Annotated in this window: 8 protein-coding genes; all 8 read left to right on the top strand. The window is 52.6% G+C overall.

All coding sequences use genetic code 11. From position 1 onward, the window contains the following. The first annotated feature begins 9 nt into the window (after positions 1 to 9). The 8 genes from mutM to CULFRC11_RS07035 all read left to right on the top strand — a co-directional run bounded on the left by mutM (position 10) and on the right by CULFRC11_RS07035 (position 15,302). On the top strand, positions 10 to 867 hold the full coding sequence (gene mutM, locus CULFRC11_RS07070) for a bifunctional DNA-formamidopyrimidine glycosylase/DNA-(apurinic or apyrimidinic site) lyase (RefSeq protein ID WP_038620635.1): 858 nt from the start codon (positions 10 to 12) through the stop codon (positions 865 to 867). A gap of 281 nt (positions 868 to 1,148) precedes the next feature. Further along, the gene (locus CULFRC11_RS07065) at positions 1,149 to 2,615 is read left to right on the top strand and encodes an alanine/glycine:cation symporter family protein (protein WP_023635937.1); all 1,467 of its coding nucleotides are present in this window, start codon (positions 1,149 to 1,151) and stop codon (positions 2,613 to 2,615) included. A gap of 170 nt (positions 2,616 to 2,785) precedes the next feature. Then, entirely contained in the window at positions 2,786 to 3,103 is a 318-nt protein-coding gene (locus CULFRC11_RS07060; protein ID WP_031270407.1) for an acylphosphatase, read from the top strand. Positions 3,104 to 3,165: 62 nt separating this feature from the next. Then, a complete protein-coding gene (smc, locus tag CULFRC11_RS07055; RefSeq protein WP_023635935.1) occupies positions 3,166 to 6,648 on the top strand; it encodes a chromosome segregation protein SMC in 3,483 nt (1,160 codons plus the stop codon). A 217-nt stretch (positions 6,649 to 6,865) separates the two neighbouring features. Further along, positions 6,866 to 10,471 carry a hypothetical protein gene (locus CULFRC11_RS07050; protein WP_023635934.1) on the top strand — a complete coding sequence of 1,202 codons (3,606 nt, stop codon included), beginning with the start codon at positions 6,866 to 6,868 and terminating at the stop codon, positions 10,469 to 10,471. 166 nt (positions 10,472 to 10,637) lie between these two features. Further along, a complete protein-coding gene (ftsY, locus tag CULFRC11_RS07045) occupies positions 10,638 to 12,296 on the top strand; it encodes a signal recognition particle-docking protein FtsY (protein WP_023635933.1) in 1,659 nt (552 codons plus the stop codon). A 356-nt stretch (positions 12,297 to 12,652) separates the two neighbouring features. Next, positions 12,653 to 12,991 (top strand): P-II family nitrogen regulator, encoded by a 339-nt coding sequence (locus tag CULFRC11_RS07040; protein WP_023635932.1) that lies wholly within the window; start codon positions 12,653 to 12,655, stop codon positions 12,989 to 12,991. Between the two features lie 73 nt (positions 12,992 to 13,064). Next, a complete protein-coding gene (locus CULFRC11_RS07035; protein ID WP_023635931.1) occupies positions 13,065 to 15,302 on the top strand; it encodes a [protein-PII] uridylyltransferase in 2,238 nt (745 codons plus the stop codon). Positions 15,303 to 15,339: the final 37 nt, after the last annotated feature.

Raw genomic sequence — 15,339 nt, 5'->3', positions numbered from 1 at the left:
GATCGTGCCGTGCCTGAGTTGCCAGAGGTAGAGGTTGTTCGTCGAGGCCTGGAATGCCACGCTGTTGGGAAGACTTTGACGTCGATAACAGTCTCTCATCCGCGTGCTGTCCGCTATACAGAAGGTGGCGCACAGGAGATTGAGGCGCGGCTACACGGGCGGTCGCTTTCCTCGGTGCATCGGCGTGGGAAGTTTTTGTGGTTCGTTTTAGATGACTCCTGCGCGCTTATGGTGCACCTGGGCATGAGTGGGCAGATGCTTATTAAGAACGCTGATGCGCACTCGCATCCCCATACTCGGATTCGTTGTTCCCTGAGTGCTAAGGGGGAGCACGGGGAACTATGGTTTGTAGATCAGCGCACGTTTGGCTACTGGCGACTTGCTGAGTTGACCTATGCCTATAATCGATTAGTTCCCGAACCAATGGCCCATATAGCGGCCGATCTATTGGAACCCGTGCAAGATCTTATGACAACAGCGCGATTGATAAAATCCAAGCATGTAGAGATTAAAAAACTGCTTCTTAATCAAGAAATCATTGCGGGAATCGGCAATATATATGCAGATGAAATGCTGTGGTCTGCGCAAATACATCCTAGGCAGAAAGCGCATCGGCTTTCCCTGAGCGCGATTCACTCGCTTCTGTGCGAGGGACAAATAGTGATGAATAAAGCCCTATTGCAGGGTGGAACGAGTTTTGATTCGCTATACGTCAATGTAAATGGGGAGTCTGGCTATTTTGACGTTTCTTTGCATGCGTATGGGCAAGAAGGAAGACCTTGCGGGCGCTGCGGTTGTGCGGTGATGCGGGAAAAATTCTCCAACAGATCAAGTCACTTTTGTCCACAATGTCAGCGGCTGCAGTAACTGTTCCATAAACATCTATAGACAATGAAATATTTTCGGCTAACCAACCAAAAATATGGAGTTTATTTGAAGCGAAAACAGGGGATTGTGGGGTACTCAGCTCATTCTTACCGAATATGAAAATACGTAGCGGGTTAGCTAGAAAACCGGTATTTCCCAAGGAAAATACGGCGACTGTCCCTTATATCTTTATTAACTTCATATGGATCGGGGGCTAATGATGCGGTGCCTCACACGTCAGGATTACGTGAGATTAAGTCACTGCCGGTACGATTCGCCACATGGAAAGTGTGCAGACGTTTGTCACTGACGTCATCAATGACAATTATTGGAAGATCATTCCCTTCCTTCTCATTGCCGCAGGAGTCTACTTCGCTGTTCGTACACTGGTCGTTCAGATTCGAATGATTCCAGATATGTTCCGAGCAGTTGCGGAAAAACAAGACACACCTGAGTCCCGCACAGATGAACAAGGTATTTCTGCGTTCAAAGCTTTCACCATTTCTGCCGCTTCCCGTGTAGGAACCGGAAACGTCGCCGGAGTTGCCGTAGCAATCACGCTGGGTGGCCCCGGCGCCGTTTTTTGGATGTGGATGATCGCGCTTCTAGGTGGCGCAACGGCCTTTGTGGAATCGACTCTGGCACAGCTGTGGAAGACAAAAACTGCGGACGGCACGTACCGCGGTGGCCCAGCGTATTACATGACCCGTGGTATGAATGCGCGGTGGCTGGCAGTTATCTTTGGTGTAGCCATCACGATTACTTACGGTTTTGTTTATAACTCAATCCAAGCAAACTCCATCGTCGAGGCGACTGGTGCTTCTTTCGACTCGTCAACGATGACTTTTAAAGTCATCGTTGGGCTGATCCTAGCGGCTGTGACTGGCGTGATTATCTTTGGTGGTGTTCACAGGATTGCAAACTTTACCCAGATAATCGTTCCAGTTATGGCATTGGCTTATCTGGCTATCGGTATCCTTGTTTTGCTGCTCAACATGGAAAAAATCCCTGGAATGTTTGCCAACATCCTGGAACATGCTTTGGGGTTCAAAGAGATCGCAGGCGCCACAGTGGGCGCTGCGTTTATGAACGGTATGCGTCGTGGCTTGTTCTCTAACGAGGCCGGTCAAGGCTCCGCACCGAATGCTGCAGGAACAGCCAACGTCTCCCACCCGGTGAAGCAGGGGCTGGTGCAGACTTTGGGCGTGTATTTTGACACGATTTTGGTGTGTTCAATTACCGCTTTCATTATTTTGCTGAGTAACCCGACTTTTGGCGATAACGTTCAGGGCGCTACCTTGACACAGTCGGCTCTCGCTGGCGAGGTCGGGGCATGGGGCACACACTTTGTTACCGTAATCCTGTTCTTCCTCGCATTTTCCTCGGTGATCGGTAATACCTTCTTGGCACAGTCAAACATTGAGTACTTCACAAACTCTAAAGCTGTGATGACTACTTTCCGCATCATCGTGATGGCGTGTGTGTTCGGCGGAGCCATCGGCCCGCTGCCGTTGGTTTGGGCTTTGGGTGATACCTTTGCTGCGACAATGGTCGTGATCAACTTGATTGCTATTGTTCCGCTGGGCGGAGTTGCTGTGAAGCTGTTGAAGAATTACAACCAGCAAAAAGCAAAAGGACTTGATCCTGTTTTCCACCGCGATATGCTCCCCGAGCTGAAAAATGTAGAGTGCTGGGATGGCTCGGATCCGGTTACTCGACGCGATCATCAGATCGTGCGCGAAGTGTAATTACGGAGAACATCAGAAAACCCTCTGCTATGCGGGAGCTTGTCAAAGAGAGCCCCGAATAAAGCGGAGGGTTCTTCCGTTTTAGGAGTAAAAATAGTGTCAGGAAGCGTCGACACGCTTATAAAGGGACTTGGGTAGGGTAGTGGAAACTCATCATGAAAGGTCGATACATGGACAACTGTGAACCTAAGGGAGCAACGAAACAACCTGAGCAGGTTCGGCTTACCGCCTGGGTTCATGGACATGTACAAGGGGTGGGGTTTAGATGGTGGACATATACCCAAGCGATGGAGCGCGGGTTAGCCGGTTCTGCCACTAATCTTGTGGACGGTCGGGTATGTGTTGTTGCAGAAGGCGACGCTGAATCCTGTCAAAGTATGTTGAATGTTCTTCAAAGTCCTGATGTAGATGGCAGGCCTGGAACCGTATCTACGGTGGTGGAACTCTGGTCCGAGCCCAAAGGCGTGCGCGGTTTTATCACCCGCTAAAACACATGTGTTTGCTGGCTTGTCGGGAATCCTCTGCATGATGTTTTGCTAGACTGCCTTGGGTGTATTTGAAGTCGCTTACGCTGAGGGGATTTAAGTCCTTTGCCTCTGCGACGACCCTAAAATTTGAGCCAGGCATTTGCGCTGTGGTCGGCCCGAATGGGTCTGGAAAATCCAATGTGGTGGATGCACTTGCATGGGTAATGGGGGAGCAAGGCGCAAAGAACCTGCGTGGCGGCAAGATGGAAGACGTCATTTTTGCAGGGGCGGGGGAGCGTAAACCACTTGGCCGGGCGGAAGTTACGCTCACCATCGACAATAGCGATGGCGCTTTGCCTATTGAATATCGTGAAGTTTCCGTTACCCGCCGTATGTTCCGTGATGGGGCTAGCGAATATGAAATTAACGGCAGCCGGGCCCGCCTTATGGACATCCAAGAGCTGCTTTCTGATTCCGGCATTGGTCGGGAAATGCACGTTATTGTTGGGCAGGGAAGACTTGCACAAATACTTGAATCGCGTCCTGAAGACCGCCGGGCGTTCATCGAAGAGGCTGCGGGGGTACTCAAACATCGGCGGCGAAAAGAAAAAGCACAACGCAAGCTCGTCGGCATGCAAGCAAATCTGGATCGCCTTAATGACCTCACAACGGAGCTGCGTCGGCAACTTAAGCCACTGGCGCGCCAAGCCGAAGCCGCGCAACGTGCCGCTACCGTCCAAGCAGACGTAAGAGACTCTAGATTACGGCTTGCAGGGCACCGCGTCGTGGAATTACAAGAAGAGCTTAATTCTGCGGAATCCCAGGCGCGGGTGCTAGTGGAAAAAGTTGAGCTCGTCACCGAACAACTCGAAGAAGCGATTGCGCAGCAAACGGAGATAGACGATCACCTAGCGGAGGCAACTCCGCGCGCAGAAAGTGCACAGCACCTATGGTTTGAGCTTTCTGCTTTGGCGGAGAGGGTAGCCGCGACTCAGAGAATTGCTTCCGACCGTGCTTCTTCCATACAAGAAGTCGCATATTCTGGCCCAGATCCAGATATTTTAGAGAACAAAGCCGCGCGTGCAGATAACGAATACCAGGAACTGGCGGAGGCTGCAGAAATCGCGCGGGAGCGCTTAGAAGCCATTCAAGAAGAGGTAGAGCAGCGTGAGGAGGCTTCTCGCGAGGCAGAACAGGAACACCTAGCGCAGGTCCGGGCTATTGCTGATAAACGTGAAGGTGTAGTCAGGTTGCTTGCTTCGGAAGAATCCCAACGCAAGCAGGTTGAATCAGCTCACGCTGAAGTTTCGCGCTTAACGGAGACATACCAGGCCTCTTCTCAGCGCCAGCGCGAGCTGATAAATGAGAAAAACGCAATAGATGAGTCCGTAGCCCAGCTACATGCGGAGATGTCTCCGCTCAACGAGCTTCATACGCAGGCAACGACGGAAGCCGAAACCTCCGAGAAGAGGCTTGAGCAGCTCCGCGTACAGCGTGGTTCCCTTGACAAATTAGTGTCTCGGCTGGAATCGCGCATCGAGACTTTAACAGCAACCATGCAGGTAGTGACCTCAGAAAAAGCTCTCTCTGGGCTGGAGGAATGCACGCCTCTTGGGCCAAAGGTCCGTCCGCGACCGGGTACAGAGAAAGCAGTTTCTGCCGCTCTGGGACGCTTTACTGAGGCATTAGCAGCTGCGGCTTTTGACGCAGGATCTGTGAACGATCTCGATATTGATTCGGTTGCTCGAACCATTGTGGTCACTAGCGCGGGGTCCGATGGTTGGCGTATGGATGCTGACCTGCCCTCTGACGCATCATGGCTACTAGACCACGTAGACATAGACAGCGATGTTCGTGGCGCTATCACGCGAGTGCTTGCCGACGCAGTATGGGTGCCAAACCTAGAAGCGGGGCACATCCTCATAGAACAAGATCCACGGCTGCGTGCTGTGACTTCTGAGGGAACCATGCTGGGGCAAGGGTGGATTGAGCTAGGCTCTGGTGGCTATAGCTCAGTGGAAGCTGCGTCTCATATAGAAACTGCTCAGGCTGAGCTTGATATAGCCCATGCCCAGTTAGAAGAATTATCTGGAACTTTGGAAGGCGCCCATCATACTGCTGCAGAGGCCCGCATTGCGGCTGCCCGCGCGACGGCGGCTCTAAGGGACCATCAGCATCGAATTGCTGAAGCTGAAAGGGACAGTTCCAGGTTGCAGCAGCAGTGTGATGCTCACCAAAAGCAACACCAACAAGCTCTTGAACAATGCACAAAAGCTGAAGCACGAATGAATCAGCTTCAGGAAGAATGGGAGGAGATAAAAAATCGTCTGGATAGGGTGTCAGACAATGACATCCCAGAAGAACCCTCCAGCATCGCCCGGGATGAAGCTGCTTCCGCCTTGGCGCAGATTAAAGCGATGGAGATGGAAGCACGCCTGAACCTTAGAACAGCCGAGGAACGAGCGGAAAATGCTCAGGGGAAGGGCGAGGGGCTGCGTCGACAAGCTCATTACGAACGCCAAGCAAAAATCCGCCATGAGCAAGCGATGGAACGCCGGATAAAACAGTCTCGTCTGGCGGCTACCGTTGCCGAGGGGGCGGACACCCTTGCCCAACGGGTATCCACGGCATTGGAGAAAGCAGCCACGGAGAAGAACTCAGCTATCGCAGAACGTACTCGCCTGGCTGCCCAGGCTGCTAACGCAAAAGATACGGTCAATGCGCTGCAAAATCAGCTCAACCGACTGAGTGATACTGCTCATGCCTCAGAAATCGCCCAAAGCCAGTCCCAGGTGCGGCTAGAAGAAGCCCAAGAAAAATTAGTCGAGCAACTTGGAGTCCCGATACAGGATTTGTTGCGTGATTACACGCCGGGAGCTGACTTTGATGTAGCTGCGGAACGCGCACGCCTGAAGCAAGCGGAAAAAGACCTCAGCGCGCTTGGCAAGGTGAATCCTTTGGCTTTGGAGGAATTCAAGGCGCTAGAAGAACGCTATGAGTTTCTGTCTACCCAGCTTGCCGATGTTGAACAGGCACGGCAAGACCTCGGAGGCGTGATCGAGGACGTCGACGCGAAAATCTTGCAACTTTTTACCGACGCATGGCGTGACGTAGAGGCGGAGTTTCCGAAGGTTTTTGCAACTTTGTTTCCGGGCGGGGAGGGGCGTCTTATTCTGACTGAGCCCGAAGACATGCTGGCTACAGGAATTGAAGTGGAAGCTCGTCCGCCAGGAAAGAAAGTAAAGCGGTTGTCTTTGCTCTCTGGCGGTGAGAAATCGCTGACTGCGCTGGCAATGTTGGTTGCTATTTTCCGTGCTCGGCCCAGCCCGTTTTATGTGATGGACGAGGTGGAAGCAGCACTTGATGACGTAAACCTTCGTCGCTTGATCGCCTTGTTTGAAGAGCTACGGAAAGACTCTCAGCTCATCGTTATTACGCACCAGAAACCAACGATGGATGTAGCTAACGTGCTTTATGGTGTGACAATGCGTGGCGACGGTGTAACGCGTGTGATCTCTCAGCGCATGAGCCCAGGCGTAATAACTGTTGAGCACGACGATTCTTGATAGAACAAACCACAAGACAGGGTTTGAGAAAACGCTCACAGAATTAGCACGGGCTGCCCATATTCTTTGGCATCGTTAACCGGATTATAGCGCTGAAATTTATGAGTATTCAGCGTGCTGTGGCAGTTAGGCATTGAGCCTTTGTGCAGGGTATCCTCGAATCTTTGTCACATCTTTGTATCTACTTTGCATCTAAAACTTTTAAGAAAGAGGACACATGAGCGAGTCAGTTCATCCGATCGCAGACCTTACGGATTCACTGCTAGGTTGGGCTTCGCAAACAGAATTGGAACTCGCTCAGCGGCTTCAAGCTGAGACGCTTGTGATCAACGTTGATTTGCGTGACGATGAACTTGAAAGAATTGAACGGCTTTACGGTATCTTTCTTACCCGTCAGCTTGTCGCCGGAGCAGATCTGAAGGCCCTGTTAGGGGTGAGCCCGGCGTTGACCATCACCACTTTGGTGGGTCGGGCGCGTCGCGTTGTAGATACCGATAATTTTATTGCTGAGTACCTGGGCGGATTGGGATTGTCTCCAGAGTCGCAGGCAGTAGTCGGTGGGGTGGACGTTGCACAGGTGCTTGCCGAGGTAGCGCCAGCGGCTTTTGTATCCCTTGATTTGTATGCGGCGCCTGTCGGAGATTTCACTGAGCTTGTTCAACTACTGTGCGTTCATGCTGGCATTGTGAACAACGAGGTCCCCGCGCTTCTAGAGCTTTTCGACGCCCACGAGGTGACCACTGCAGCTGAAGTCGCAGAAATAATCGTTGCCGCTGCAGAGCCACGGTTGTTTGCCCACGCACTTGCGGTAGCACCGGTAGAAGCCACCAGAGTGTTGGCTGGTATTACCGCATTGCGGGACTTTGCTCTCGAGCACCCGCATTCCTGGTTTGACCGCTCCTATGCTAGCTGTGAACCACAGCTTCCCGCGCCTATTGCTGCAGCTGTACGCGCAGAACTTCGTGAGCGCCCGGTGGGGACTTTGGATCGTGAGTCTGCAGTGGGCGTGGCAAACCGTGAGCTACGTCCGCGAATTTTGCTTGATGTTTCTCGTCGAAAGGTATGTTTGCGGCTTCCTGAGCAGCGCGTACCTACGTTGGAAGATGGAAGCTTTGGAGAGGTCAACTGGCGCGTTAGCATCGATGGAACCACAAAGGTTTATCGCACAGGGTGCGCGTGGGGAGACGTCTCTGGCTTATCACAGCAGCTGGATGTCACCATTTCTCACCCCGTTCGCGAGGTTACCGTTCAAGACGTAACCAACGGGATTACGTGGAACGTGCCGGTGGTGGATAACGACGACCCAACTGTGATTTTTACATCGCGTGGCACCAACGTGACGGATAAAGTTTCCCTCCATCACCATAATCTTCTCGTCTTGGCTCCAGCTGACGCCACCTTGATGGATGTGGTTAGCGATCATGAGATCTATGAGTCTGATTCCTTTACCGTAGAAGGCTGGGAGGGTTGGCTGTGCCACGATTTAGACGTCAACACCGTGGCTTCTATTGCTACCGTGGCTCCGGGCACGAACCCGAGCATGGATCGAGTACGTAGCGTTGATCCTCGTCAACGCGTCATTTTCCGGTCTCCTGACCATGCGATTGATTATTTGAGCAGCTCCGGCGGGCTTCCTATTCATGCCGAGTCACTCGTCGCAGAATTTCCTCCCACTCCATCGGGGCAAACAGAAACCTGGTACCTGACTATTTCCTCGTTTGGTGGCGTCGGTTCCGCAGGCGAAGAGGTCGCACCGCCGGAGCCTTTGGAAGTCCCTGCTGAGGGCGGAGCTTTTGCCGTTTTCGATCCTGAGCTTTACGACGCCCCCTGGGTAGGCGAATACCTCGTGCGTCTGCGTGGTCCTCGCAATGAAAGCTTTAGGCACGAATACGCGATCGTCGAGGGTGCACACGCGAATATCAACGTCATTGGTGCGTGCCGTTCCTTCCGTATTCCTTCTGGTGGTGGATTATCGGAAACAGTCCTCACACTGCGTTCAAGCGATAAAGAATTTATCGTTGAGCCATCTGAGGTTGTGGTGCGAGCACTAGAACCAGCCGCTAATGTGATCGTGTCCACGGAGGAAGGCGATCAGCTTCCTCTTCGTTTTAGCCCACCAAGCCTTGCTTTTGAGTTTCCGCTTCTTACGGAACCTCCGATGTGGCGCGCAAGCCGTTTGACTCTCCGCCCGCGTGATATCGATATGCGCGGCATCCTGCGCATCCGCGGTCGTGGAGAGCTCGGCGATCCCAAGATCACTGTGCGCAACCACCATGGCGCACCAGTGAAAACCGCACGCTTGCGTAGCAACGACGGTGGTCTCACCTACGTCACACCCATGGCAACGATCGCTAGCTCCACCAACGTGTTGCCTTCCGGGCGAGTGGACTTTGAATGGACGGATCCCGTAAGCGATCGACGTGTTTCTGTTGCACTAGCAGATATACATTCTTCCGATGCAGAGGAACTCTCTTTGGTCGATGAGACCATTGTGGTTTCCGGTGGCGGAGAACGTCCTTTGGGAGTCTGGGTATGGCCTGCTACAGCGCCGTGGGCTCCAGCGCGTGCACTTCCTGTTGTCGAAGGATCCGTGAAGCTTCCAAGCTCACTTGTGAACGCCGGAAATCTTATTGTTCAAGTACACACAGTTGATCGTTTTATGACTCTCATCGCTCCTGTGTCGCCAGGAGACAATGCAGTGATCCTTGAGCAACCTGGACACTTTGAGGGAACCGATCCTGCCCTTGGGGCGCTATCGGCCTTCCTGGCTGGGGAAACTGAGGAAGTGCCGGCGTCGGAAAGCATCATGCCAGTGCTCTGGGACATGGTGACCACGGGCGTTGCTTCGGGAGAATCTGCTAAGTCTGTGCGCAAGGTGTTCAGCAGCAATCCAAGTGCTGCGCTGACAGGACTATCAGAATCACTTGTTCCCGCAGGTAAGCAGCCTGGCCGCGTGGTAGAAAGTGGTTTGGTGCGAGCAAGGTTTGAGGCAGGAGTAGGTACTCATCACAGAGCACCATGGATCGGCGTGCTAGAGCTGTTGGGCTCCCTGGATTCCATGACAGGTGCAGACGGAAAACCGCTGGAACCAGTTGCAGCAGAGCCTGCTGAGACTGCTGCGGCCGATGAAGATTTGGTCGCCGCCGTACTCGGTGGAGAAACTCCTGCAAAGGCTGATACGGGTCGAAAGAAAATCAGTGATGGTGTGGCCGCAAAGCGAGAGATTCTTGCCAACATCAAAGACATTGCCGGCGATAACGTTGTGAGCATCCTGAAGACCGGACGTGATACGACGCTGGATACAGCGTGCATTGACAAATCCACAGTGGCGATTGCAAGTATGGCTAAAGCCCAGCAAGCAGCGCTGTTGGAGATGTTCTTCTCTCGCTCACAAATCGTTCCTGGATCTCTCATGGACGACGGGACGCGTTTGCTTGCGGTCTTTGAAACCTTTAACAAACGCACCGAACTGCGCGAGCTCTTGAGCAATGAAGGACTCATTAAAGCAGCAGTGACGTTACTTCGTACCCTGCGCAGCACGAATAAGGTTCTCTACTCAATGGCGAGGATTCGCTTTGACAAACTTGATGGCGTAGACACCGATGCACATGAAAATTTGTGGGCACTTACACCGGTAGTCTCCCTGGTGCTGGCTTTGGCCGCTCGAATGCATGCTCACGGGCTGGTGTCTTCCAATAAAACGCTCGATGCGGCAACACCGGGTTGGGCAAAGCTTGCCGACGTCGTGCCGGATCTTGTCACCGGCGACTTGATCGCTGCAGATGCCATTATCCTGGCGCTGGCGAAACCAGGTATCGCTTAAAAGTCGGACTTAAACACAGAGCTTGCCCAAAACCCGTAAAACGTGGTTGGAACTTACGTTTTACGGGTTTTTGCGTTGCTGCTTAGGGCGTTGCTAGGGGATATGAAAGGCTACAGAGGTGTAAAACCCGCAAGAATTTGCAACTATTAGAGGTATGTCAACTCCTGTGTTAATCGGCATCCTTATTGTCGTCCTTGCGCTCATCGTGGTTATTGCTGTTGGCCTTAGCCGAAAACGATCCAAAACCATTAGTTTTGATCGTGGTGATGAGAGCGAACCAAAACAACTTACACAGCAAGAACGTTCCGGAAACTATCAAGCTCAAGGCGGTTTTAACTTCTCTGCTGGACAGGCCTCTGCTTCTCCCGAAGAAAAACTGCCAGTTGCTTCTGCCTCCTCTGAGCCAGCGCAGGAAGCGCCGATAGAGCCGGTAGCGCCGCGAGATCTGTCGGAAGAATCATTGACAACACAGGAAACAGAAAAACCTGGTGTACACCTCAATGAGTCAGAGCTAGTTGATCCAGTCTCGGACTCGGAACTGCCAGTGGCTCATCACGTGGAATCTGAATCAGATGCAGCCTCTGCGGCTGAAGCTGCTGCCGAGGCCCAAGAACGATTTGAGCAGCAGAAAGAAGCAGAAGAACAAGCCAAGCATGTCGAAGAAAACTTTGTGGAGCTTGATGAATTCCATGAAGAACCCGTCGAGGACATAGCACAAGACTCTGCTACCCATGACGAAGACAAAAAGGAAGAGACGAAACTAGAAGAAGACGCGTATGAAGCTGCAGCCGCAGCAAGCGTCGTAGCATCTGGTGCAGAAAAGGCCTTAGAAGAGGCTGCAGATGCGCCTGCGGATAGTGCTGCGGAAACAGAAGCGGTTCAGGCTGAGCCTCAAGACGATATCGCTCCAGCAAGCGGACGTATCGGACGGCTACGAGGTCGTTTGTCACGATCCCAGAATGTCTTTGGAAAATCTGTCTTGGGCATGCTTTCTGCAGGCGAGCTTGATGAAGACGCGTGGGAAGATATTGAAGCGCAGTTAATCCAGGCTGATCTAGGTGTAACTATCACGATGAAGGTGGTAGAAGACTTACGCGAAATGATTGCCGAGCGGGGAGTGGCTAGTGAGGCCGATGCACGCGCGATGCTAAAAGAATGCCTGATCCGTGCGTGCAAGCCGGAGCTTGATCGCTCGATTAAAGCGATGCCTTATGAGGGAAAACCTGCTGTGGTGCTGGTAGTAGGGGTAAACGGCACTGGTAAGACCACAACAACGGGTAAGCTCGCGCGCGTGCTGGTAGCTATGGGCCATTCGGTGGTGTTGGGGGCTGCAGATACCTTCCGTGCAGCGGCGGCTGATCAGCTTGAAACGTGGGGTAGACGAGTCGGTGCGCGTACGGTACGTGGGGCTGAAGGTGCCGATCCAGCCTCAGTTGCCTTTGATGCGGTTGCTGAGGGAGTAAAAGCTGGTGCCGACGTGGTGCTTGTAGATACCGCAGGCCGCCTCCATAACTCCAGTAACCTGATGGATCAGCTGGGGAAGGTCAAGCGTGTTGTGGAAAAGAAAGCTGTGGTTGATGAGGTTCTCCTGGTTCTGGATGCCACCACAGGTCAGAACGGGCTTACACAGGCGCGAACTTTCCGCGAGGTCGTGAACATTACGGGTGTGGTTTTGACCAAACTAGACGGAACTGCCAAGGGCGGTATTGTCTTCCAGGTTCAGGAAGACCTCGGGGTTCCCGTCAAATTGGTCGGGCTAGGAGAAGGCGCCGATGACCTGGCACCTTTTGAAGTAGAAGGCTTTGTTGACGCGTTGCTTGGTTAAAGCAGCAAGCTAAAGCCCCTTGTGCGGTGAGTGGTACACCAAGACTCATCACACAAGGGGCTTTAGCTATAGGACGTATAAAACCGGATTTTCCTCGGAAAGAACGAATACAAGAATGAGAACAATAACCGGAACTGCCACGCTGATTACTTGTTCCTTATTCACTGTTGTATCGAGCTGCTATAGGGAAAACACCCAGGTTAACCAGTGCAAGCAGCATTGAGTGGTCCAGACTAGCTACACTAGAAACTCGAAAGATTAATATCGCTGAGGCTAAGCGCGAGGTGGCGTAGGACAACGCGGACTCGTCGTTATGCTTTGGTTGCAGGTGTGTTGATGAATGAGGAGATCTCTCGATGAAGCTCGTTACTGCCATTGTTAAGCCTTTTACGCTGACAGACATTAAAGATGCTCTGGGGCAGGTGGGTGTGCACGGCATGACGGTGACAGAGACCCAAGGCTTTGGCCAGCAAAAAGGCCATACGGAAGTTTATCGTGGTGCTGAGTACGCGGTGGACTTTGTGCCAAAGGTCAAGATTGAAATCGTTATTGATGATGATCTTCTAGATGACGTCGTACGCGCCGTTGTTGATTCGGCGCACACCGGCAAGATCGGAGACGGTAAGGTCTGGGTCACCCCTGTCGATGATCTTATTCGCGTTCGTACAGGTGAGCGCGGTTCTGACGCAATCTAAAATACAGCTGCCTACTCTGCAGCTGATGGGTTCTCCCATTAGACCGAAGACATAGCTCCGTTAAGGATAGATTGTGACGCATTCTGCGACCGACCCATGCGACAAAACCGCGCACGTAACAGCTGTAGCTCAATCAATTGAGAATGGTGGGTCGCAACGGGCGCTAGAAATTCGGGAACAGGCGTATCGACGTGCGCAGGCGTTGGTGAAAAAGCTTCATATCCCCGAAGGTGCCGCGCTTGCCACGACGGGCTCCTTTGCCAGAGAAGAAATGACCTCAAAATCGGACCTGGATTTAATTCTTCTTCACCCAGCAGGATTAAATCTCGATGGTCTTGCAGATTTGTGGTACCCCATTTGGGACGCAAAAATGCGGCTTGACTATGCAGTTCGTACCCCGCAGGAATGTGCCAGCATGGTCTCAGATGATTCAACGGCTGCGTTGGCATTGCTTGATGTTAGGCATGTCAGTGGTGATCCAGAGCTTACTGAGCAAACTCGGCGGTTGACCCTAGAAACCTGGCGTAGGGAACTGAACAAAAACTTTAATGCGGTTTCCGATACAGCTATTGCGCGTTGGCGCCGCTCTGGTTCGGTTGTTGCAATGACGCACCCTGATCTCAAACACGGGCGCGGCGGTCTCAGAGACATCGAGTTGATACGAGCGCTTGCATTAGGGCATCTCTGCGACGTGCCACCTCTTGACTCTCAACGCAGATTGCTTCTCGACGTCCGCACTCTCTTGCATCAACACGCAGGGCGCGCTCGAGACGTCTTGGATCCGGAATTCGCTGCAGATATTGCGCTCGACCTGGGTTTTGATGACAGATATGAGCTTTCTCGCGCCCTAGCTCACGCCGCTCGGACTATCAATGATGCCACCAATCATGCGCTGAGCACCGCTCGAAATGCTCTTCCTCGGCGTAATCACGTAAGACGCGCTGTACGTCGGCCTATCGACGTTGACGTGGTTGCCGTTGATGATGAAATTTCCTTGTCTCGCAATCCAAATCTCAAGGACCCTGCCTTAGTTCTCCGAGTCGCAGCTGCAAGCGCGCGCACCGGTATGCCCATCAGCGATTCAGTATGGCCTCGGCTGGAGAATCTTCCTGAGCTACCAATTCCATGGCCTGTGGGGGCAGGTGGTGACTTCTTTGAGCTTTTGAGCTCATCAGTTCATAGCCCGCGGATTATCCAACAGCTTGACGATCATGGATTTTGGGAGAAAATGATCCCCCAATGGGGACATATCAGGGGGCGGATGCCGCGTGAAGCAGTCCATATTCACACAATTGATCAACACAGCATAGTAGTCACGGCCAATTGTGCAGCACGAAGTGTCAGCGTGGCTCGTCCGGATCTCCTATTTCTTTCTGCGCTCTTCCATGACATTGGTAAAGGATACGGCAGGCCTCATGAAATTGTTGGTGCGGAATTTGTCGTGGAGATGGGGCGCAAGCTTCGGCTGAATGAGCAAGATCTGAGCGTGGTCGAGACTCTCGTCGTAGAACACACAAGGATTTCGCAGATTGTCGGCCGCCTTGATCCAACAAGCGATGAAGCCGTAACAATGCTTTTAGACGCTGTCAATTATGATCTTCTCACCCTCAACCTCTTAGAGTCCCTGGTGGAGGCGGATGCTGAAGGCACCGCGCCAGGCGTATGGAGTGCGGTGTTGAAACTTGGCACCCAAGCCTTATGCAGCCGTGCTCGTGCTCGACTTACCTCGTTGACTCCCGAACCACCAGAATTTGATATTCCGCTGGATATTGGTTTGGTTCCTAAAATTTCCAACAGTTCTGAACGTAATGTCCTGAACACCGGTGCGACTATGGGCCCTGGTAGGGAAAGCGGCAATGCCACCGTGTATTGGAAAGGCCGGTACATGCGGGAAAGCGTCAGGGTCTTGGCGCTGATTGCGGCTAAAGGGTGGAATATTGAGTCGGCACGCTTCAAGATGAACGGCGCTGACGAGGACAAACACGTGATTGCGGAGCTCCAAGTGCATAACACTGTGGGGACGGGATTTGATCCATGTGAGTTCGTACAGGCATATAAGTCGGGGGTGTACTCGTCCCTGCCAAGTATTAAAAAGAGTATGTCTGCGACATTTTGGGTGGGCAATATTCTAGAGGTCAGGACAGCTGATCGTAGAGGTGGCTTAGGAGCTGTGCTGGGTGTCTTGCCTGATGTTTTGTGGCTGACTATGAGTAACCCGGGCGCGACAATGATCATGCAATGTGAGCTCGCTGAGGGATTTGACCGTGCCAAAGTTGAGCGTGACGTGACCAAGGTACTCACCAACGGTTAACATAGGAACGTTAATCTTCAAGTCCACGCGAGATTTT

Origin of the sequence: Corynebacterium ulcerans, assembly GCF_000767685.1 — a bacterium.
GTDB lineage: Bacteria > Actinomycetota > Actinomycetes > Mycobacteriales > Mycobacteriaceae > Corynebacterium > Corynebacterium ulcerans.
Note: the sequence above shows the minus strand (reverse complement) of the source record. Positions and strands in the feature narration are given on the sequence as shown.